Source organism: Kitasatospora sp. NA04385 (assembly GCF_013364235.1).
Classification (GTDB): domain Bacteria; phylum Actinomycetota; class Actinomycetes; order Streptomycetales; family Streptomycetaceae; genus Kitasatospora.
The window spans coordinates 1963086-1984786 of record NZ_CP054919.1 but is presented as its reverse complement, the minus strand read 5'-3'; the positions used below and the strand labels follow the sequence as shown (position 1 = coordinate 1984786).

Below are 21701 nucleotides of genomic sequence, written 5' to 3'. Positions count from 1 at the left end.
GTACTCACCCATACATTGAGGGGACTTGTCCGAAAGGCTCCCCGCATGCGCAGCTCCCGCTCCACCGCAGCAGAGGTCCAGGTCTCCCAGGTTCCCGGTCGTTTGGCCGCTCTGGGGCGAGTGTGTTTCCGGCACCGTCGTTGGGTGCTGGCGTTCTGGGCGCTGGTGCTCGCGGTGGGGGTGGTGATCGGCGGGCGGGTGTTCGAGGGCTCGGTGGCCGGGACCGGCAACGGCGGGTCGGAGTCGGCGCGCGGGACGGCCGTCGTGCAGGCGGCGGACCCGGTGCAGGGCACCGTGACCGCGGTCGTGGACGGACCGGCCGTCGGGGCCGCGGACGTGAAGGCGGCCGTCGAGCGGGCGAGCGCGGAGGTGGCGCAACTGCCGGGCGTGGTCTCGGTGGCGGACACCTACTCGACCGGCGGGCAGCTGACCGCGAGCGACGGCAAGGCGTCGCTGGTGAGCGTGCGGATGGCGGACGGGTCGACGGCGAAGCAGCTGGCGGCGGTCACCGACCGGCTGGCGGGGATCGACGCGGACGGTGCGCACACCGTGGTCGGCGGCGACCTGGTGCTCCAGCAGGAGGTCAAGGACCAGACCGCCAAGGACACCCGTTTCGGCGAGATCGTCACGCTGCCGTTGACGCTGGTCGTGATGGTGCTGGTGTTCGGCGGGCTGGCCGCGGCGGGCCTGCCGGGCATCGGGGCGATCGCCTCGGTGGGCGGCGCGCTGCTGGCGATGTTCGGGTTCAGCAAGCTGATGGACATCGACACCTCGGTGCTGCCGATCGCGACCGTGCTGGGCCTGGGCCTGTCGATCGACTACGCGCTGCTGATGGTGAACCGGTTCCGGGAGGAGCGCGGCCACGGCGCCGACATCGCGCAGGCGGTGGAGCGGACGGCGGCCACGGCCGGCCGGACGGTGGCGTTCTCGGGCCTGACGGTGGCGGTCGCGCTGAGCGGGCTGTTCGTGTTCACCAGCCCGGTGTTCCGGGCGGTCGCGGCGGCGGGCGTGAGCGTGGTGGTGATCGCGGTCGCGGCGGCGCTGACGCTGGTCCCGGCGCTGCTGGGCTTCATGGGGTCGAAGATCAAGGCGCCGACCGCGCCCGTCCCGGACGAGGGCTTCTTCTCGCGGACGGTGCGCCGGGTGCAGCGCCGGGCGGTCCCGGTGATGCTGGCCTGCGTGGCGCTGCTGCTGGCGGCGGGCGCGCCGTTCCTGGGCTCGCACTTCCGCAACTCGGGCGCCGACGTGCTGCCCGAGAGCTTCTCGTCCCGGCAGGTCGCCGAGAGCGTCGAGGCGCGCTTCCCGGACCAGGCCCCGGCGGCCGTCCAGGTGGTCGTCGAGGGCTCGCGGCAGCAGGCGCAGCAGTACGCGGACCAGGTCGTCCCGGCGCTGCCGGGCGTGGCGGGCGTCCGGGCGGTGACGTCGGTCTCGGACGGCGTGCAGACCGTGGACGTGCTGGTCAAGGGCGACCCGCAGGGCGCGGAGGCCAAGCGGGTGGTCGGCGAGCTGCGCGCCGAGCGCGGCGGGCTGGACACCCACGTGACGGGCGACGCGGCCTCGCTGGTGGACTTCCAGCACGAGATCGGCTCGCGCGGCCCGTGGGCGCTGGGCCTGGTCGCGGCCGGGACGCTGGTGCTGCTGTTCATGATGACCGGCTCGGTGGTGCTGCCGGTCAAGGCGCTGCTGATGAACGTGCTGTCGCTGGGCGCGTCGCTGGGCGCGCTGACCCTGGTCTTCCAGCACGGGTACTTCAGCTCGCTGCTCGGGTTCACGCCGACCGGCGGCCTGGAGACGGTGATCCCGGTGCTGGTGTTCGCCTTCGCGTTCGGGCTGTCGATGGACTACGAGGTCTTCCTGCTCTCCCGGATCAAGGAACTGCACGACCAGGGCCACGACTGCGCCAAGTCGGTGGAGCTGGGCCTCCAGCGCAGCGGCCGGATCATCACCTCGGCCGGGCTGCTGATGGTGATCGTGTTCGCCGGGTTCGCCGCCGGGCAGATGCTCATGGTCAAGCAGATGGGCATCGCGCTGGCCGTGGCCGTCGCCGTGGACGCCACCCTGGTCCGCACCCTGCTGGTGCCCGCCACCATGACGCTGTTCGGCCGCCTCAACTGGTGGGCGCCCGCCCCGCTGCGCCGCCTGCACCGGGTCATCGGCCTGGACGAGCACGTCGAACTGCCGCCGCTGCGTCCCGTGGTGCTGCCCGCGCCACGCCTGGCGAAGCGCCCCGGCCTGGTGGGCGCGCCGTAGGCCCGGTCGTACGCTGGGCCGCATGCGACTGACGAAGTACGGCCACGCCTGCGTCCGGATCGAGCACGCCGAAGGGGCGGTGCTGATCGACCCCGGGATGTTCACCGGCCCGGTGGCGCTGGCGGGCGTGAACGCCCTGCTGATCACCCACGAGCACGCCGACCACTTCACCGAGGGGCAGGTCCGGGCCGCCGTCGAGGCCAACCCGGGCCTGCGGGTGTACACCAACTCCTCGGTGGCCCGGCAGCTGGAGGGCATCGGCGCGAAGGTGACGGTGGTCGGCGACGGCGACGCGTTCGACCTGGACGGGCTGCCGGTGACGGTGCACGGCGAGTGGCACGCGGAGATCCACCCCGACATCCCGCGCATCCCCAACGTCGGCTTCCTGCTCGGCGGCCGGGCCTTCCACCCGGGCGACGCGCTGACCGTCCCGCCGGACACCGTCGACACCCTGCTGCTGCCGCTCGGCGCGCCCTGGCTGCGGGCCGGCGAGCTGGTCGACTACCTGCGCGACGCCCGGCCCCGGCAGGCGGTGGCGATCCACGAGGCCACGCTCAGCGAGGCCGGGCAGGCGGTCCACGGGCGGCTGCTCGGCCCGCAGGGCCCCGGCACCGGCGGCGTGGAGTACCGGACGCTGACGGCCGGGGAGTCCCTCGACCTGGTCTGACCCGGCCGCCCGCACCGGGCCGGGGGCGGGCCGGTAGCCTGGCGGCATGCTGAGGATCGGACTGACCGGCGGGATCGGCGCGGGCAAGAGCGAGGTCTCCCGCCGACTGGCCGCGCACGGCGCGGTGATCGTCGACTCGGACGTGATCGCCCGCGAGGTGGTCGCCCCCGGGACGCCCGGACTGGCCGCCGTGGCCGCCGAGTTCGGCCCCGGGGTGCTGCTCCCGGACGGCACGCTGGACCGCCCCGCGCTCGGCCGGGTGGTCTTCGCCGACCCGGCCCGGCTGGCGAAGCTGAACGCCGTCGTGCACCCGCTGGTGCGGGCCCGCTCCGCCGAACTGGAGGCCGCGGCGGGCCCGGACGCGGTCGTGGTGCACGACGTCCCGCTGCTCGCCGAGAACGGCCTCGCCCCGCTGTACGACCTGGTCGTGGTGATCGACGTGCCGGACGCGGAGCGGCTGCGCCGCCTGGTCGACCTGCGCGGCATGGCCGAGGACGAGGCGCGCTCCCGGATGGCCGCCCAGGCCGGCCGCGCGGAGCGGCTGGCGATCGCCGACCTGGTCCTCGACAACAGCGGGGACCTGGCGCAGCTGGCCGCCCGCGTCGACGAGCTGTGGCGGGAGCTGGAGCGGCGCCGGGGCTGACGGCGGGTCAGGACGCCGGGTCAGGACGCCGGATCAGGACGCCGGGTCGGAGCGGCGGGTCAGGGCAGCAGGTTGAACACCGTGTCGCTGTACTTCGTGCTGCTGCTGCCGGTGCCGGGCTGGGCGCGCAGGTAGGTGTTCTTGCCCTGGTAGTCCTTCAGGTCGGACGGGACGGAGACCTCGACCGAGAAGGCGCCGTCGGCGTCGGACTTGGTGTCCCGCAAGTCCCGGTGCTGGTACTCCAGGCCGTCGGTCTTGACCACGAAGGAGACCCGGACCACGGTGTCGGGCGGGAACCCCTGCCCGGTGAGCACCGTCCGCGTCCCGCCGCGCCCGGTGTCCGGCGAGGCCAGCAGCACCCGGACGGCACTCGTCGCCGGGCCGGTCGGCGCCCCGCTGGGCAGCGCGTCGACGGCCGGTGCGGTGGCCGAGGGGGCGGTCGAGCGGGCGGCTCCCGGTGCGGTCGCCGTGACGGTCACCGTCGCGGTGACGGTCGCGGTCGGTCGCGGTCCGCCGTCGGGGGCGGCCTGCGACTGGGTGAGGTAGCCGCCCGCGAACCCGGCCCCCAGGGTGGCGACGCCCACCAGGGCGGTCACCACGGCGCTCCAGCCCTGGAGGTCGAGCCGGCGGGGCGGGGGCGGCGCGCCCGGGACGGGCGGCGGCGAGGTCGGGTACGGCGGCGTTCCGTCGGGTGAGGTCGGCGCGGTCAAAGAGATCCCCCGTGATGATCGGCGAAGTCCTGGTTACCACAGCGCGGCGGTTCGTGTCCTGGTCGGTTCGTCCCCGCACCGATCCGGCGCGCAAACGTGCCCGCCCGCCCCCCGGCGCGCCGCACCCGGGCACCGCGGTACGGCCGCCCGGGTGCGGCGCCCGGGTGCGGGGCTCCGGCCGGGGCGCGATGGTGGACGGGGGAGCGCGCGGGCCCGGCCGGGCCCGGTGCGGGTCGCGACGGGAAGCCGGTGGTGATGAGTCCCGGGAGAAGAGCGGCCGCGCTGCCCTGCGGGCGGCGCGCGAAGTGGGTGGTGCTCGGCCTGTGGCTGCTGGTGCTGCTGGTGGCCGCGCCGCTGGCGGGCAAGCTGAACGGCGCCGAGGACAACCAGGCGTCCAGCTGGCTGCCCGCGAACGCCGAGTCGACCCGGGTGCTGGACGCCCAGCTGCGCTTCCAGCCGGTGCAGACCGCCGACGCGGTGGTGGTGTACCAGCGCGAGAGCGGCATCACCGTCGAGGACCGGGCCAAGGCGGCGGGCGACGCCCGGCAGTTCGCCGACGCCCCGCACGTCACCGCGCCGATCGTCGGCCCGACCGAGTCCGGGGACGGCAGGGCGCTGCAGACCGTGGTGCCGGTGGTCACCGGCGACAGCGGGTGGAACGACCTCGGCCCGGCCGTCGACAGCCTGCGGGCCACCGCCGCGTCCGGCGCGCAGCCCGGCCTGGCCACCCACGTCACCGGCCCGGCCGGGATCGGCGCCGACCAGTCCAAGGCCTTCGAGGGCATCGACGGCACCCTGCTGTACGCCACCGTCACGGTGGTGGTCGTCCTGCTGCTGCTCACCTACCGCAGCCCGGTGCTGTGGCTGCTGCCGCTGCTGTCTGCGGGCGCGGCGCTGACGGTGGCCGAGGGCGCGGTGTACCTGTTCGCCGCGCACGCCGGGCTGACCGTCAACGCGCAGAGCGCGGGCATCCTGATCGTGCTGGTGCTCGGCGCGGGCACCGACTACGCGCTGCTGCTGACCGCCCGCTACCGGGAGGAGCTGCGCCGCCACCGGGACCGGCACGAGGCGATGGCCGCCGCCCTGCACCGGGCCGGTCCGGCGATCCTGGCGAGCTCGGCGACGGTCGTCGCGTCGATGCTGTGCCTGATGGTCGCCGAGATGAACTCCACCAGCGGCCTGGGCCCGGTGTGCGCGATCGGCGTGGTGGTGGCGCTGGTGGCGATGCTGACGCTGCTGCCCGCGCTGCTGGTGGCGTGCGGGCGCTGGGTGTTCTGGCCGGTGCGCCCGGAGTACGGCACGCCCGAGCCGACCGCCACCGGCCGGTGGGCGCACGTCGGCGGCTGGATCGCGGGCCGGCCGCGCAAGGTCTGGGTGGGCACCGCGCTGGCGCTGGCCGCCTGCACGGCCGGCCTGGTGTCGCTGAACGCGAACGGGCTGAGCGCCGCGGGCACCTTCACCGGCAAGCCCGACTCCGTCACCGGCCAGCAGGTGCTGGCCGCGCACTTCCCCGGCGGCACGGGCGCCCCGCTGTCGGTGATCAGCGCCGCCGCCCCGCTGGACGCCGTCCGGCAGGCCGCCGCGGGCACGCCCGGCATCGCCGGGATCGGGCCGCCGGTGACGGCCGGCGGCGAGGCGTACTTCCCGGCCGTCCTGGCCGACCCGCCGGACTCCGCGGCCGCCAAGGCGACCGTCGACCGCGTCCGGGCGGCCGTGCACGCGGTGCCGGACGCCGACGCGCAGGTCGGCGGCTCCACCGCGGTGGTGCTGGACGCCGGGCGGGCCGCCGCGCACGACAACCGGGTCGTCATCCCGCTGGTGCTGGCGGTGGTGCTGCTGATCCTGGCCGCGCTGCTGCGGGCGGTGGTCGCGCCGCTGGTGCTGATCGCCACCGTGGTGCTGTCGTACGCGGCCGCGCTCGGCATCAGCGCGTTCTTCTTCGCGCACGTCTTCCACTTCGAGGGCCAGGACCAGGCGTTCCCGCTGTTCGTGTTCGTGTTCCTGGTGGCCCTCGGCATCGACTACAACATCTTCCTGATGACCAGGGTGCGCGAGGAGTCCGGCCGCCTCGGCACCCGGCGCGGCGCGGTGGCCGGCCTGGCCGCCACCGGCGGCGTGATCACCTCCGCGGGCCTGATCCTGGCCGCCACCTTCGCCGTCCTCGGCACCCTCCCCGTGGTCGGCTTCGCCGAGATCGGCTTCGCGGTCGCCCTCGGCGTCCTCCTCGACACCCTGGTCGTCCGCTCGGTCCTGGTCGCCGCCCTCACCGCCGACCTCGACCACCGCATGTGGTGGCCCACCCGCCTCACCCGCCGACCGCCCCACCCCCCGACCATCCCGCCGGACGAGGCCGTCCCCTGACCGGGCGGGTGCGCGGCCCGGCTCGGGGTCTCGAGGGGCTCGGGGGTGCGAGGGGCTCAGGGGCCGGTGGCGATCGGGAGGGCGGTTTCCGGGCGGCCCCAGTCGGACCAGGAGCCGTCGTAGACGGCGGGGGCGGGGTGGCCGGTGAGGTGGGCGGCGAAGGCGAGGACGCAGGCGGTGACGCCGGAGCCGCAGGAGGTGATCAGGCGGGGGCGGCCGCCGGTGGCGGCGGTGAGGCGCTCGTGCAGGGCCGGTCGGGGGAGGTAGCGGCCGTCGGGGGTGAGCAGGTCGGTGAAGGGGAGGCTGGTGGAGCCGGGGAGGTGGCCGCGGCGCAGGTGGGGGCGGGGTTCGGGGGCGGCGCCGGTGAAGCGCTCGTGGGCGCGGGCGTCCAGCACGGCGGTGTCCGGGTCGGTGAGGGCGGCGGCCACGGCGTCCCGGTCGGCGAACAGGCCCGGGCGCGGCCGGGCGGTGAAGTCACCGGCGGGGCAGGGGAGTCGGGGCCCGGTGTCGACGGGGTGCCCGGCGGCCCGCCAGGCCGGCAGCCCGCCGTCCAGGACGGCGGCCCGGTCGAGGCCGACGGCGCGCAGCATCCACCAGGCGCGGGGGGCGGAGTACACGCCCGCGCCGTCGTACACCACCACCGTGGAGCCGTCGTCGACGCCCAGGGCGCGCAGTTCGCGCTGGAGGTCGGCGGCGGAGGGCATGGTGTGCGGCAGCGCGGAGGCGTGGTCGGACAGCGCGCCGTCCAGGTCGAACGCGCGCGCCCCGGGGATCCGGGCGTCCGGGTGCCGGTGCGCGCCGACGCCCGCGTCCAGGACCACCAGGCCGGGGCGGCCCAGCCGGGCAGCCAGCCACCCGGCGTCGACCAGCGGCGGGACGGCGGGCGGCGGGGCGGCGGCCGGGGAGGCGGCGGACGGCGGTGCGGTCATGGCGGGTGCTCCCTCTCGGCGGTGCGGCGAGCCCGGGATCGCACCGCCGCGGCGGTCGCGGGGCCCGTCAGGGCTTGCGGGCGACGCCGGCCCAGATGGCGACCTCGTGGTCGGTGTCCTGCGGGGCCTGGTCGGGGCGCCAGAGCGGGGCGGTGACCAGGCCGGGCTCCAGCAGTTCGAGGCCGTCGAAGAAGCGCAGCACCTGCTCGCGGCTGCGCATGCTGAGCTGTGCGGTCGCCGACCGGTAGACGGCGGGGCCCTTGGCCGCCTCCTGCGGAGGGGCGAAGTCGCCGGTGGCGTGCGAGAGCGCCAGGTAGCTGCCGGAGGGCAGCGCGTCGACCAGGGTGCGGACGATCGCGTACGGGTCGGCGTCGTCGTCGATGAAGTGCAGGATCGCGAACAGCTGGAGGGCGACCGGCCGTTCGAGGTCGAGCAGCTCGCGGACGGCCGGGTCGGCGAGGATCGCCCCGGGCTCGCGCAGGTCGGCCTGCAGGACGCTGACGGTGCCGGGGCGGGCGCCGGAGAGCAGGGCCCGGCCGTGCACCAGCACGATCGGGTCGTTGTCGAGGTAGGCGACCTTCGCGGACGGGTCGACGGCCTGGGCGATCTCGTGGGTGTTCCCGGCCGAGGGGATGCCGGTGCCGATGTCGAGGAACTGGCGCACGCCCTGCTCGGCGAGGGTGCGCACGGCCCGCTGCAGGAACGCCCGGTTGGCCCGGGCGCTGATCCGCACCAGCGGGCTGAGCGCGAGGACCTGCTCGGCGGCGGCCCGGTCGGCGGGGAAGTTGTCCTTGCCGCCGAGGTAGTAGTCGTACATCCGGGCCGGGTGCGGCACCTCGGGGCGCAGTTCGGCGGAGGGCGGCGTGGCGGTCGGCGTGCTCTGGTCGCCGGACATCCAGTCGAGCGAGATTTCCTGATGGTCGGTCATGTCCGGCTCCCCGTCGGTGGAACGCGCTTTCGGGGGCAGCATAGACGGCCCGCCGGGCGGTGCGGCGGCGGGCCGGGAAAGAAGTGGATCACTCCTCGGCGTCCGGGCCGGGCCCGGGTTCGGGGCCGGTGTCCGGGTCCCGGGTGAGCAGGTAGCGGGCGCCGGGCCCGGCGGCGCCGGCCCGGTCGGCGGCGTTGTAGAGGCCGCAGCGGGTCAGGGAGAGGCAGCCGCAGCCGATGCAGCCGGTCAACTTGGCGCGCATCAGCTGGAGTTCGTCGATCTGCCGGTCGATCCGGTGCTGCCAGGCGGCGGCCACGGCGTCCCACTGGCGGGTGCTGGGGGCGCGGTCCTCGGGGAGCCGGGAGAGCGCGGCGCGGGCCTCGTCGAGGCTGAGCCCGACCTGCTGGGCGGCCCGGACGAAGGCGATCCGGCGCAGCGCGGAGCGCGGGTAGCGGCGCTGGTTCCCGGCGGTGCGGGTGGAGTGGATCAGCCCGAGGCTCTCGTAGTAGCGCAGCGCGGAGGCGGCCAGGCCGCTGCGCTCGGCGAGTTGGCCGATGGTGAGGACGTCGTGCCGGGAGGGGGCCATCGCCCGAGGGTACGGGGCGCGGCCGCTTGACTTCAAGCGAGCTTGAAGTTGGAGGCTGTTCCCCATGACGAGCGAAGCGACCCGCACCGCGGCGGGGTACCCCGACCTGCCGCGCCTGATCTCCCTGATGGTCGGCGACGAGAAGCACTCCCCGGCCGCCCACTCCACCCTGGACGCCCTGTGGGTGCTGTACGACCGGGTGCTGGACGTGCACCCGGGCAACGTCGACGCGCAGGACCGCGACCGGTTCCTGCTCTCCAAGGGTCACGGCCCGATGGCGTACTACGCGGTGCTGGCCGCCAAGGGCTTCTTCCCGGTGGAGCTGCTGCCCAGCTTCGGCGCCTACGACTCGCCGCTGGGGCACCACCCGGACCGGGTGCTGGTGCCCGGCGCGGAGATCGGCTCCGGCTCGCTGGGCCACGGCCTGCCGCTGGCGGTGGGCACCGCGCTGGGCCTGCGGGCGCAGGGGCTGGAGCGCCCGGCAGTGTGGACGCTGATCGGGGACGCCGAGTTCGACGAGGGCTCCAACCACGAGGCGGTGGCCTTCGCCGGGGCGGTCGGCCTGGAGCGGCTGAACGTCGTCGTGATCGACAACTCCTCGGCCACCCACGGCTGGAGCGGCGGCATCGCGGCCCGCTTCGCCGGCGAGGGCTGGTCGACGGCCACCGTCGACGGCCGCGACCACGAGCAGCTGTACCGGGCGTTCACCGCCCCGCACCCGGGCCGCCCGCACGCGGTGGTGGCCCGCACCGAACCCAAGAACAGCTGAGGACAGGGGAGAAGAGACCGTGCGGAACACCCTGCGGGACGCCCACGAGGCGACCATGCGCGAGCAGTTCGCCGCCACCGTCACCGAGTTGCTGGAGCGCGACCCGCGCACCGCGCTGGTGCTCGCCGACATCGGGGTCGCGCAGTTCCCCGAAGCGGCCCGCGCCCACCCCGACCGGGTGGTCAACGTCGGCATCCGCGAGCAGCTGCTGATCGGCGTCGCGGGCGGCCTGGCGCTGACCGGGATGCGCCCGATCGCCCACACCTTCGCCAGCTTCCTGATCGAACGGCCCTTCGAGCAGGTCAAGTTGGACCTGGTGCACCAGGACGTCGGGGCCGTCCTGGTGTCCGCCGCGGGCTCCTACGACTGGCCGGCCGGCGGCCGCACCCACATGTCCCCGGGGGACGTCGCCCTGCTCGACACCCTGCCCGACTGGCACGTGCACGTCCCCGGCCACCCCGCCGAGGCCGACCTGCTGCTGCGCCACGCGGTCGCCGCCGGCGACACCCGGCAGTACGTCCGGCTCTCCGCGCACCAGAACGCCGAGCCCCGGCCCGTCGCGCCGGGCCGGTTCCTGGCCGTGCGGCAGGGCTCCGGGGCCGCCGGCGTGGTGCTGGCGGTCGGCCCGATGCTGGACGCGGTGCTGGCGGCCACCGAGACGCTGGACGTGACGGTGCTGTACGCGGCCACCGTCCGCCCGTTCGACGGGGCCGGCCTGCGCGCCGCGCTGGGCGAGCGGGCCGACGTGGTGCTGGTGGAGCCCTACCTGGCGGGCACCTCGGAGCGCGCGGCGCACCACGCGCTGGCCGAACTGCCGCACCGCGTCCTGTCCCTGGGAGTGCCGCTGGCCGAGCACCGGCACTACGGCTCGGTCCCCGAGCACCTGGCCGCCTACGGCCTGGACGCCGCCGGGCTGCACGCCCGGATCGCCGAGTACCTCTGGTAGGGCCGCGCCGGGCGGTGCGCACCACCGCCCGCTCAGGCGGTGCGCACCACCGCCACCGCGTCCGGGCCGAGCAGCACCGCGCCGCCCGGCCCGGCCGCCACCTCGCCGAACGAGGCCGCCACCTCGCCGAACGGGGCCTCCAGCGGGACGGGCAGCGGCCCGCCGTCGCCGCCGAGCCGCACCAGCACCCGGTAGCGGCCCCGGTGCACCGCCAGCCAGCCCGCCGCCGCGTCGTGGCGCACCCGCACCGCCGCCAGGTCGCCGTCCGCCAGCTCCGGGGCGGCCCGCCGCAGCCGGATCAACTCCCGGTACCAGGACAGCAGTTCGGCGTGCGGGGCGCGCTGCGGCTCGGACCAGTCCAGGGTCGAGGCGGCCACCGTCTCCGGGCTCTGCGGGTCCGGGACATCCTCGGCCCGCCAGCCGTGCCCGGCGAACTCCCGCCGCCGCCCCTGCCGGACGGCCTCGGCCAGCTGCGGGTCGGTGTGGTCGGTGAAGTACTGCCAGGGCGTGCCCGCGCCCCACTCCTCGCCCATGAACAGCATCGGCGTGAACGGCGAGGTCAGCACCAGCGCCGCCGCCGCGGCCAGCCGCCCCGGCGGCAGCGACGCGGCGAGCCGGTCGCCGGTGGCCCGGTTGCCGACCTGGTCGTGGGTCTGCGCGTAGCCCAGCAGCCGGTGCCCGCGCTCCGGCGGGAACGGCCGGCCGTGCGAGCGCTCCCGGAACGAGGACCAGCTCCCGTCGTGGAAGAAGCCCCCGGTGAGGGTCTTGGCGAGCGCCGCGTACGGGTCGGCGGCGAAGTCCGCGTAGTAGCCCTGCGACTCGCCGGTCAGCAGGCAGTGCAGCGCGTGGTGGAAGTCGTCGCTCCACTGCGCGTCCAGGCCCTGGCCGCCCGCCTCCCGGGCGGCGGTGGTGCGCGGGTCGTTCAGGTCCGACTCGCCGACCAGGAACAGCGGGCGCCCGGTCGCCGCCGCCAGCTTCCCCACCTCGGCGGAGAGCTCCTCCAGGAAGTGCCGGGCCCGGGTGTCCACCAGGGCGTGCACCGCGTCCAGCCGCAGCCCGTCGATCCGGTAGTCCCGCAGCCAGGCCAGCGCGCTGCCGACCAGGAACGCCCGCACCTCGTCCGAGCCCGGCGCGTCCAGGTTGACCGCCGAACCCCACGGCGTCTGGTGCCGGTCGGTGAAGTACGGGCCGTACTGCGGCAGGTAGTTGCCCGAGGGGCCGAGGTGGTTGTGCACCACGTCCAGTATCACGCCGAGCCCGCGCCGGTGCGCCGCGTCCACGAACCGCTTCAGCCCGTCCGGCCCGCCGTACGGCTCGTGCACCGCCCACAGGTCCACCCCGTCGTACCCCCAGCCGGAGCGGCCCGGGAACGCGCACACCGGCATCAGCTCGACGAAGTCCACGCCCAGGTCGACCAGGTGGTCGAGCCTCTCGGCGGCCGCGTCGAACGTGCCCCCGGGGGTGAAGGTGCCCACGTGCAGCTCGTACACCACCGACCCGGGCAGCGGGCGCCCCCGCCAGGCCGTCTCCGACCAGGCGAACGCGCCGTGGTCCACCGGCCGGCTCAGCCCGTCCGGGCCGAACGGCTGCCGGGCCGAGCGCGGGTCCGGCAGCGCCCGGCCCCCGTTCAGCCGGAACCCGTAGTCGCCCTCCGGCGCCTCGCCGCACCACCAGCCCGGCCGGTCCGGATCGCGCTCCAGCAGGTACGGGACCGCCCCGACCTCGACCTCGACCACCTTGGCGTCCGGCGCCCACACCCCGTACCGCATCACGACCCCTCCGAGAGCAGTGCCACCGGCGACTGCCGGAACAGATACGACAGTTCGACCGGGCCGCCGGTGAAGCGGCGCTCCGTCAGCAGGTCCGTCCAGCGGCCCGGCGGCAGCTCCAGCACCGTCTCCCGCCAGCCGCCCGCCCGGTGCAGCCCGTACGGCAGCCTGGTCGCCGCGCCCAGCACCCGCTCGCCGCGCCCGAACGCCACCAGGTGCTCGGCGGCCGGGCCGTCCGCCGCCAGCGGCCGGTACGAGCCCAGCGCGCCCGAGCGGCGCAGGTGCAGCGCCGTGGTGGTCAGGTGCAGCTTCTCCCGGGCCAGGTCGCCCGGCCGCGGCTCCGGCGAGTCGGTCAGCCGCACCGCCAGCGCCCCCAGGTCCACCGGCGCCCGGTTGTCCGGGTCGACCAGCGTGTACAGCGGCTCCTCGCCGCCCTGGAACACGTCCGGCACGCCCGGCACCAGCAGGTGCAGCAGCGCCGCCGACAGCGAGTTCACCCGGGCGAACGGCGCGATCAGCCCGGCGAACCCGGCGATCCGCGGACACAGCCCCGGATTGGCCAGCGCCCCCCGCACGTACTGCGCCAGCCAGCCCTCGAACCCCGCGTCCGGCTCCTTCCACGAGGTGCGCCGCTTCGCCTCCCGCACCGACTTCAGCACCACCCCCAGCAGCCGCTCCCCGGACAGCGGCCACCCCGCCAGCAGCGTCTGCCACAGCAGCCACGCCGTCGAGCGGTCCGCGCACGGCCCCGCCGCCAGCGTCCACGCCGCGCACTCCGCCGCCCACACCTCCGGCAGCTCCGCCAGCACCGCCAGCCGCGCCCGGGCGTCCGCGCTGCGCTTGGTGTCGTGGGTGGACAGCGCCGTCATCGCCGCCGGCCACAGCCGCTCCTGCCCGGCGCACCAGTGGTGGAACTCCTCCACCGACACGCCCGGGCGCTCCGGCAGGCCGCCCACCTCGTTCAGCGACAGCAGCGCGTTGAACCGGTAGAACGCGGTGTCCTCCACGCCCTTGGCCGCCACCGCCGACGCCGTCTGCCCGAACCGGTGGCAGAACTCGTCCTTCGCCGCCGACCGGCCCAGCCCGCCCAGCGCCAGCGCCCGCACCAGCAGCTCGGTGTCCGAGGCGTCCGCCGGGGCCGCCAGCGCCGCCCGGGCCTCCGGCGGGGCCTCCTCGCCCGGCACCACGTACGGCCGGTACACCGGGTAGCCGGTCAGCACCTGCTCCAGCGCCCGGCGCACCGCCAGCGGCGAGTGGTCCGCCAGCTCCGGGCCCTCCGCGCAGATCCGCCCCACCAGGCGCACCAGCCGCTCGGTCTCCGCCGACAGCGCCCCGCCCGGCGCGACCATCCCGGCCCGTCCCGCCCGGCCCGCGCCCGCCGGGTCGACCGCCTCGCCCACGTCCCGCCGGTAGGCCGCGAACAGCTTCTCCGCGCCCCGCCGGTCGGTCAGCACCCCGTCGATCCGGCGCAGCGCGTCGTACCCCGTCGTCCCCGCGCACGGCCAGTCCGCGGGCAGCGCCTCGTCCCCGGTCAGGATCTTCTCCACCACCGTGTACGCCCCGCCGGTCGCCTCCGCGAGCCGCCGCAGGTACCCGCGCGGATCGGCCAGCCCGTCCGGGTGGTCGATCCGGAAGCCCGCCAGCACGCCCTCCCGGTGCAGCCGCAGCAGCACCCCGTGCGTCGCCTCGAACACCTCCGGGACCTCCACCCGGACGGCGATCAGGTCGTTCACGGTGAAGAAGCGCCGGTAGTTGAGCTGCTCGTCGGCCAGCTGCCACCAGCACAGCCGGTACCACTGCCGCTCCAGCAGCTCCGCCAGCGGCAGGCCCTCCGTGCCGGGCCGCAGCGGGAACTCGTGCTCGTGGTAGCGCAGCACCCCGCCGTCCACCACCAGCTGCTCCAGCACCGCGCCCAGCCGGTCGCCCAGCAGCGGCAGCAGCAGCCGGCCCCGGTCCGGCGCGTCCACCGGGCCCGGCTGGGCCGCCCAGTCGATGTCGAACCAGGCCGCGAACGGGTCGTCCGGGCCGTTCTTCAGCACCTCCCACAGCGGGCCGTTCAGCCGCTCCGGCACCGGCAGCGCCATGTGGTTCGGCACCACGTCCGCGATCAGCGCCAGCCCGTGGGCCGCCGCCTCCGCGGCCAGCTCGCGCAGCGCCCCCTCGCCGCCCAGCTGCTCGCTGATCCGGCTGTGGTCGAGGGTGTCGTAGCCGTGCGTGGAGCCGGCCACCGCCTCCAGCAGCGGCGACAGGTGCAGGTGCGACACGCCGAGCGCCGCCAGGTACGGCACCGCCCGGCGGGCGTCGTGCAGGGTGAACTCCGGCTGCAGCTGGAGCCGGTAACTGGCCGTCGGGATGCCGGCAGTCTCGGGGCGTGCGGCGGCTGACGTCATACCCGCATGCCTACCCTGGCCGCCCCGGCCCTACCGCCCGCACTGCGCCGAACGGGCGCGGGGGCGGGCCGGGGGGCGGACCGCGGGGCGCTCAGACCGGATCGGGCGCCGCCACCCCCTCGCCCGCCAGCGCCCGGGCCGCCGCCAGCTCCGCGGCCTCCCCGGTCAGCGCCGCCGCCACCATCGCGTACGCGTCCGGCCCCACCGGCACCCGCACCGGGCCCGCCGGCGCCGCCACGGCCCGCAGCACCAGCTCCGCGAACGCCTCCGGCCGGTTCAGCCCGACGTCCCCCGCCATGCCGCGCAGCGCCCGGTGCATCGGCTCCAGCGTCGGCCCGTACTCCGGCAGCTTCGCCGCCGTCTCGGCCAGCGAGTTCCCGTACGCGGTGGCGAAACCGCCCGGCTCGACCACCGTCACCCGCACCCCGAACGGCGCGGCCTCCGCGGCCAGCGTCAGGCTCATCCCCTCCAGCGCGAACTTCCCCGCCACGTACGCCCCCAGGCCGGGGAAGCCCATCCGCCCGCCCACCGAGGAGACGTTCACCACGTGGCCGCCGCCCTGCTCCCGCATCAGCGGCAGCACCAGCCGCGCCAGCCGCCAGGGCGCCACCGCCAGCACCTCCAGCTGCTCGCGCAGCTCCGCGTCCGAGACCTCCTCCACCGCCCCGAACAGGCCCACCGCGGCGTTGTTCACCAGCACGTCCACCCCGCCCAGGCGCTCGCGGGCCAGCTCCACCGCCGCCGCGCAGTCCGCCGCGCTGCGCAGCTCCAGCCGGGCCGGCACCACCTGCCCGGGGAACTCCGCCGCCAGCGCGTCCAACGGCGAGGCCCCCCGGCTGGTCGCCACGATCCGGTCCCCGGCCACCGCCACCGCCCGCGCGAGCGCCAGCCCCAACCCCGACGAACACCCGGTCACCAACCACCGACGAGACACTTCGTACCCCCTCTGATCTGCGACGTCACGCTGCGGAGGGAATACCCGCATCAGGGGCCCGGGGAACTGTCGGCAGACGGGCATGCACCACCAGGGGCTCGCAGACTGGGCCTCGCCGTTCCCCGAGCCCCTGGCAGGGGCTCTCGCCGTTCCCCGAGCCCCTGGAGGGGGCTAGGCCGGGCGCTGGAGGACCATCAGGGCGCGGTCGGGCAGGCGGAGGGTGTCGCCGGCCTTGACCCGGGGGCCGGTGCCGCGCGGGGGCAGGACGGGGAGGGAGGTGTCGACGACGACCTGCCAGGCCTCGCCGTGGTCGGCCGGGACGGTGAAGGAGAGCGGCTCGAAGTGGGCGTTGAACATCAGCAGGAACGAGTCGTCGACGATCTTGCCGCCGCGGCGGTCGGGCTCGGAGATCGCGTTGCCGTTGAGGAAGACGGTCAGCGACTTCGCGTACGAGGTCGACCAGTCCTTCTTGGTCATCTCCTCGCCGGCGGGGGTGAACCAGGCGATGTCGGTGAGGTCGTCGTGGGTGCCGGAGACCGGGCGGCCGTGGAAGAAGCGGCGGCGGCGGAAGACCGGGTGGTCGCGGCGCAGCCAGATCATCGCCTGGGTGAACTCCAGCAGAGAGGCGTCCGCGCCCGCCCAGTCCACCCAGGTGAGCTCGGAGTCCTGGCAGTAGGCGTTGTTGTTGCCGCGCTGGGTGCGCCCGGCCTCGTCGCCGTGGCAGAGCATCGGGACGCCCTGGGAGAGCATCAGGGTCGCGATGAAGTTGCGCTGCTGGCGCTCCCGCAGCTCCAGCACGGCCGGGTCGGTGGTCGGACCCTCGGCGCCGCAGTTCCAGGAGCGGTTGTGCGACTCGCCGTCCCGGTTGTCCTCGTGGTTGTCCTCGTTGTGCTTGTCGTTGTAGGAGACCAGGTCGCGCAGGGTGAAGCCGTCGTGGCAGGTGACGAAGTTGATCGAGGCGATCGGGCGGCGGCCGTCGTCCTGGTACAGGTCGGAGGAGCCGGTCAGCCGGGAGCCGAACTCGGCCAGGGTGGCCGGCTCGCCGCGCCAGAAGTCGCGGACGGTGTCCCGGTACTTGCCGTTCCACTCGGTCCACAGCGGCGGGAAGTTGCCGACCTGGTAGCCGCCCTCGCCCAGGTCCCACGGCTCGGCGATCAGCTTGGCCTGGGAGACCACCGGGTCCTGCTGGACCAGGTCGAAGAACGAGGAGAGCCGGTCGACCTCGTGGAACTGCCGGGCCAGCGTCGCCGCCAGGTCGAAGCGGAAGCCGTCCACGTGCATCTCGGTGACCCAGTAGCGCAGCGAGTCCATGATCATCTGGAGCACGTGCGGGCTGCGCATCAGCAGCGAGTTGCCGGTGCCGGTGGTGTCCTCGTAGAAGCGCTGGTCCTTGGCGAGCCGGTAGTACGAGGCGTTGTCCAGGCCGCGGAAGGAGAGCGTCGGACCCAGGTGGTTGCCCTCCGCGGTGTGGTTGTAGACCACGTCGAGGATCACCTCGATGCCGGCCGCGTGCAGCGCCTTCACCATCGACTTGAACTCCTGCACCTGCTGGCCGCGGTCGCCGGTGGAGGAGTACGAGGAGTGCGGGGCGAAGAAGCCGACGCTGTTGTAGCCCCAGTAGTTCGCCAGCCCCAGGTCCCGCAGCCGGTGGTCGCGGACGAACTGGTGCACCGGCATCAGCTCGATCGCGGTCACCCCCAGCTTCGCCAGGTGCTCGATCACCGCCGGGTGCGCCAGGCCCGCGTACGTGCCGCGGATCTCCTCCGGGATGCCCGGGTGCAGCCTGGTCAGGCCCTTCACGTGCGCCTCGTAGAGCACGGTGCGGTGGTAGTCGGTGCGCGGCGGCCGGTCGGTGCCCCAGTCGAAGTACGGGTTGATCACCACCGAGTGCATGGTGTGCGGCGCCGAGTCCAGGTCGTTGCGGCGCTCGGGCGCGCCGAAGTGGTAGCCGTACACCGACTCGTCCCAGTCGATGTGCCCGCTCATCGCCTTCGCGTACGGGTCCAGCAGCAGCTTCGAGGCGTTGTGCCGCTGCCCCAGGCCCGGCTGGTACGGGCCGTGCACCCGGAAGCCGTAGCGCTGGCCCGGCTGCACGCCGGGCAGGTAGGCGTGCCGGACGAAGGCGTCGGTCTCGCGCAGCTCGACCACCGTCTCGGTGCCGTCCTCGGCGAGCAGACAGAGCTCGATCCGGTGCGCGCTCTCGGAGAACACGGCGAAGTTGGTGCCCGCGCCGTCGTAGGTGGCGCCGAGCGGGTAGGGCTGCCCCGGCCAGACCTGCATGTGTCCTCGACTCCCTCGTGCCTGACGCGAAGTGGCGCTCCCCCGGGGGTTTCCCGGTGGAGCGCCCGGCCATGTGCGGGGCGGCAACCACGTGACGCACGGCACACCCGCATACTCCCCGGCGGCGGCCCGAACTCCTCGCCCATCCGCGCGTGGTTCGCCCGAACGGGTGTCCCGGCGGCCCGGACCGTCGGCGCGGCGTGGCCGGCCGGTGACGGACCGTCGGGAGCCGATCCGCTTGCTGTCAAGAGGGCTGCGGCCCGGTGGCGGTGGGCGATACCCTTGATCGTCCGGACCGCGAGCCCCGGGCCCGCGCGGCGTGCGACCGGGGCCGCCGCGGTCGAGCGACACAGCGGACGCACCGTCACCCGCAGGGCGGCGGACGAGAGGTGAGGTAGCGGATGGGGTTCCCCGCCGGCGGCGACGGCACGGACCCGCGGGCCGGCAGCAGCGAGGCCCCCACGCTGATCGTCCGCGGCGGCCGCGGCCCGCTGCCCCCGCAGGGCGGCGGCCCGCTGGAGGGGATGCCGCCCGCCTGGGCCGCCGAGCAGTGGGACGACGCCTACCGCCGGGTCCGGCTGGCCGGCCGCGCCTACGTCTGGCTCAACCTGGTCGAGCAGCGCATGCGCGCCCTGGTCGACGAGGTGCTGCGCCCGGTCTACGCGCCCGCGCACGGCGAGGAGTGGGTCACCGCCGCCGCCGGGCCGGCCGGCGAGGAGTGGGTGCACCGGGCCGCCGCCGTCCGCGAGGTCTCCCGCCGCAAGGGCTACCTGCTGGACCCGCTGGACGACGACCCGCTGGTCTTCCTCACCCTGCCGCAGCTGCGCGAGCTGATGGTGCAGCACTGGCCGTGCTTCGAACCGCACCTGGTGGACCGCCGGGAGGTCGAGCTGGCCCTGGACGAGCTGGAGGTCGCCCGGCACGTGGTCTCCCGCAACCGGGCCCTGTCGCAGACCGTCCTCGACCAGACCGAGCGGGCCGCCGCCCGGCTGCTCGCCCTGCTGGACGGCGCGCACGGCGGCGTCCCCGCCGACGTGGTCGAGGAGCTGGTGGCCGGCCGCTACGCCGACGTGGTCGCGGTCCACCCCGACCGGGTCCGGCTCCAGCGCGACCTGCCGGTCGAGGACCTGCTCGACGGCGCCCGGCGGCTGGACGCGGTCGGCATCGGCCTGGGCATGCTCTGCCAGAACTACACCGGCAAGCGGCTGGTCCGGCTCGCCTCCGAGGGCTGCCGGGTGCGGCTGCTGTTCCTCAACCCGGCGAGCAGCGCGGTGCGCCGGCGCGAGCGCGAACTGGGCATCGGGCGCGGCGAGCTGGGGCGCGCCGTGGAGATGAACATCATGCACGTGCGGCGGGTGCGGGCCCGGCTGCGCGACCAGGGCAGCTTCGAGATCCGGGTGTTCGACGAACTGCCCCGGTTCACCGCGTACCTGGTCGAGGGCCAGCGCACCACCGGCGCCGGCGGGCGCCGCAGCTCCACCGACCTCGGCGTGGTCCAGCCCTACCTGCGCAAGGCCCGCGGCATCGAGTCGCCCGCGCTGGTGCTTCGCGGCGGCGCCGGGCAGGAGTCCGGCGGCACCGAACCCGGGCTGCTGGAGGTCTACCGCGAGGAGTTCGAGGGGCTGTGGGGCGACTCCCGGCCGGTGTCCTGACCGGCGTCCCGACCGGCGTCCCGACCGGAGTGGCCGCCCGTCCGGCGGGCAGGAGTGCCGTGGCGCTGTCACTGCGGCGCGCGATGATGGACGGACCTTGGCAGTGCTGACGGAAGGACACACCCCATGACCTGGTGGAAGGGGCCGCTCACCGGTTTCGACCTGGAGACCACCGGCACCGACCCGGAGGAGTCACGGATCGTCACCGCCGCCGTGGTCGACACCCTCGGCGGCGGCGTCCAGGGCGCCACCACCTGGCTGCTCGACCCGGGCGTGCCGATACCCGCCGAGGCCGCCGCCATCCACGGCATCACCGACGCCGAGGCCCGCGCGCACGGCCGCCCGGCCGCCGAGGCGGTCGAGGAGATCGCCCGCGCCCTGGTCGAGCGGCTCGCCGCCGGGCGGCCCGTGGTCGCCTTCAACGCCCCGTTCGACCTCTCCCTGCTGGACGCCGAACTGCGCCGGCACGGCCTGCCCGCGCTGGCCGACCGGCTCGGCGGCCCGGTCACCCCGGTGGTCGACGCGATGGTCGTCGACCGCGCGCTGGACAAGTACCGCAAGGGCTCGCGCACCCTGCAGCGGGTCTGCGAGGTCTACGGCGTCGAACTGCGCGACGCGCACGAGGCCGGCAGCGACGCGCTGGCCGCCGTCCGGGTCGCGGTCGCCCTCGGCCACCGGTACCCGGCGCAGGCCGGCGACCTGCCGCTGGAGGAACTGCACCGGCGGCAGGTCGACTGGCACCGGGCCTGGGCCGCCGACCTGCAGAGCTGGCTGCGCCGCAAGGACCCGGCGGCCGTGGTCGACCCGCGCTGGCCGCTCAAGGCCGCCTCCTAGCGTCCCGGCGGGCGCCCCGACGGTCCGTCAGGACTGCGGGAAGTCGAAGGTGTAGCCCTGGGCGACCATCCACGGCAGCAGCTGCTTCAGCGCCGCCACCGTCTGGCTGCGGTCGCCGCCGCCGTCGTGCATCAGCACCACCCCGCCCGGGCGCAGGTCGTGCTGCACGGTGGAGACGATCGCCTGCACGCCCGGGCGCGACCAGTCGCGCGGGTCGACCGACCAGCCCAGCGACTTCATCCCCAGGTCGGCACCGATCCGCTCGTTCTCCGCGGTGAAGTCGCCGCCCGGGGCGCGCCACCAGCTGATCTGCGCGCCGTTGCCGGCCGCCGCCTCGATGTCGGCCTTGGCGTCGCGGATCTCCGCGACCTGCTGCTCGTGCGACTGGGTGTGCATCGGCTGCGGGTGGTCCACGGTGTGGTCGCACAGCCGGTGGCCCTCGGCGAGGATGCGCTGCACCGCCGCCGGGCGGGTCCTGGCGTTGTCGCCGATCTCGCAGAACGTCGCCTTGGCGTGGTACTGCGCCAGCAGGTCCAGCACCTGGCCGGTGGCCGGGCCGGGGCCGTCGTCGAAGGTCAGCGCCACCGTCCGGCCGCCCGAGGCGGTGTGCCGCAGCACGTGCGGGGCCGGGGCGGGCGCGGTGGCGCCCGGCGAGGAGGCGGGCGCGCTCGGCGTGCCGCTCGCGGTGGGCTGCGAGGGGGCGGCGCTGCTCCGCGGCGCGGACGGCGAGGCGTACGGGGAGGCCGGGGCGGTGGTCGCGGACGGGGCCGGGGTGCGGGTCGGCGCGGCCGGGTCCGACGCCGCGTCCTCGCCCGGGGTCGGCCGCGCCGCCGCCGAGGAGCCCCGCCCGCCGGGCCGGTCGTGCTCGCGCCCGGCGACGCCGGGCGGGGCGCGGCGCCGCCCGCCGCGGAGGTGGCGCCCGGTGCGCCGCACGCCACCAGCAGGGCGGACGTGCCGAGCAGCGCGGAGGCGCCGAGCAGGAGGGAACGACGGGGGGCGGGTATGCGGGACTTCACCACGGGGCGACTCCTGACGTCGTACCGGCCGCCTTGC

Annotated in this window: 17 protein-coding genes; 8 read left to right on the top strand and 9 right to left on the bottom strand. The window is 75.6% G+C overall.

Translation table 11 applies throughout. The annotated features are described in order from the left end of the window. Positions 1-144: 144 nt before the first annotated feature. The 3 genes from HUT16_RS08610 to coaE are packed head-to-tail and all read left to right on the top strand — an operon-like array spanning position 145 to position 3560. Positions 145-2250, top strand: a complete 2106-nt coding sequence (locus HUT16_RS08610; RefSeq protein WP_176187030.1) for an MMPL family transporter — start codon at positions 145-147, stop codon at positions 2248-2250. 22 nt (positions 2251-2272) lie between these two features. Continuing rightward, a complete protein-coding gene (locus HUT16_RS08605) occupies positions 2273-2917 on the top strand; it encodes an MBL fold metallo-hydrolase (RefSeq protein ID WP_176187028.1) in 645 nt (214 codons plus the stop codon). Between the two features lie 46 nt (positions 2918-2963). Then, positions 2964-3560, top strand: a complete 597-nt coding sequence (coaE, locus tag HUT16_RS08600) for a dephospho-CoA kinase (protein WP_176187026.1) — start codon at positions 2964-2966, stop codon at positions 3558-3560. A 59-nt stretch (positions 3561-3619) separates the two neighbouring features. On the opposite strand, the gene HUT16_RS08595 is transcribed toward coaE, so the two are convergent. Next, a complete protein-coding gene (locus HUT16_RS08595) occupies positions 3620-4270 on the bottom strand; it encodes a hypothetical protein (protein ID WP_176187024.1) in 651 nt (216 codons plus the stop codon). 255 nt (positions 4271-4525) lie between these two features. Here HUT16_RS08595 and HUT16_RS08590 point away from each other — a divergent pair, with 255 nt between their 5' ends. Then, positions 4526-6631: an MMPL family transporter gene (locus HUT16_RS08590; protein WP_176187022.1), complete on the top strand. Its 2106-nt coding sequence runs from the start codon at positions 4526-4528 to the stop codon at positions 6629-6631. Positions 6632-6687: 56 nt separating this feature from the next. On the opposite strand, the gene HUT16_RS08585 is transcribed toward HUT16_RS08590, so the two are convergent. The 3 genes from HUT16_RS08585 to soxR form a co-directional block, all read right to left on the bottom strand. Continuing rightward, the gene (locus HUT16_RS08585) at positions 6688-7560 is read right to left on the bottom strand and encodes a sulfurtransferase (RefSeq protein ID WP_176187020.1); all 873 of its coding nucleotides are present in this window, start codon (positions 7558-7560) and stop codon (positions 6688-6690) included. Between the two features lie 67 nt (positions 7561-7627). Then, entirely contained in the window at positions 7628-8488 is an 861-nt protein-coding gene (locus tag HUT16_RS08580; protein ID WP_176187018.1) for an SAM-dependent methyltransferase, read from the bottom strand. An 88-nt stretch (positions 8489-8576) separates the two neighbouring features. Continuing rightward, positions 8577-9074, bottom strand: a complete 498-nt coding sequence (soxR, locus tag HUT16_RS08575; RefSeq protein WP_176187016.1) for a redox-sensitive transcriptional activator SoxR — start codon at positions 9072-9074, stop codon at positions 8577-8579. 64 nt (positions 9075-9138) lie between these two features. On the opposite strand from soxR, the gene HUT16_RS08570 reads away from it, so the two are divergent. Together HUT16_RS08570 and HUT16_RS08565 are read left to right on the top strand one after the other, a co-directional pair. After that, entirely contained in the window at positions 9139-9843 is a 705-nt protein-coding gene (locus HUT16_RS08570; RefSeq protein ID WP_176187014.1) for a transketolase, read from the top strand. 55 nt (positions 9844-9898) lie between these two features. After that, a complete protein-coding gene (locus HUT16_RS08565; RefSeq protein WP_176192568.1) occupies positions 9899-10789 on the top strand; it encodes a transketolase family protein in 891 nt (296 codons plus the stop codon). 32 nt (positions 10790-10821) lie between these two features. Here the strand turns inward: HUT16_RS08565 and treZ are convergent, their stop codons facing one another. From treZ to glgX, 4 genes are all read right to left on the bottom strand, one after another. Further along, on the bottom strand, positions 10822-12558 hold the full coding sequence (gene treZ / locus HUT16_RS08560; protein ID WP_176187012.1) for a malto-oligosyltrehalose trehalohydrolase: 1737 nt from the start codon (positions 12556-12558) through the stop codon (positions 10822-10824). Continuing rightward, entirely contained in the window at positions 12558-14948 is a 2391-nt protein-coding gene (gene treY / locus HUT16_RS08555; RefSeq protein ID WP_176187010.1) for a malto-oligosyltrehalose synthase, read from the bottom strand. The genes treZ and treY overlap by 1 nt, the downstream gene beginning before the upstream one ends. Positions 14949-15039: 91 nt before the next feature. Then, on the bottom strand, positions 15040-15933 hold the full coding sequence (locus HUT16_RS08550; protein WP_303392073.1) for an SDR family oxidoreductase: 894 nt from the start codon (positions 15931-15933) through the stop codon (positions 15040-15042). Positions 15934-16053: 120 nt separating this feature from the next. Beyond that, on the bottom strand, positions 16054-18162 hold the full coding sequence (gene glgX / locus HUT16_RS08545) for a glycogen debranching protein GlgX (protein WP_176187006.1): 2109 nt from the start codon (positions 18160-18162) through the stop codon (positions 16054-16056). 524 nt (positions 18163-18686) lie between these two features. Between glgX and HUT16_RS08540 the strand changes: the two genes are divergently transcribed. Together HUT16_RS08540 and HUT16_RS08535 are read left to right on the top strand one after the other, a co-directional pair. After that, positions 18687-19814, top strand: coding sequence for an SAV2148 family HEPN domain-containing protein (locus HUT16_RS08540; RefSeq protein ID WP_254898269.1), 1128 nt, complete (start codon positions 18687-18689; stop codon positions 19812-19814). Between the two features lie 126 nt (positions 19815-19940). After that, positions 19941-20648 (top strand): exonuclease domain-containing protein, encoded by a 708-nt coding sequence (locus tag HUT16_RS08535; RefSeq protein ID WP_176187002.1) that lies wholly within the window; start codon positions 19941-19943, stop codon positions 20646-20648. 27 nt (positions 20649-20675) lie between these two features. Here the strand turns inward: HUT16_RS08535 and HUT16_RS08530 are convergent, their stop codons facing one another. After that, positions 20676-21581 carry a polysaccharide deacetylase family protein gene (locus HUT16_RS08530; RefSeq protein ID WP_176187000.1) on the bottom strand — a complete coding sequence of 302 codons (906 nt, stop codon included), beginning with the start codon at positions 21579-21581 and terminating at the stop codon, positions 20676-20678. Positions 21582-21701 lie beyond the last annotated feature (120 nt).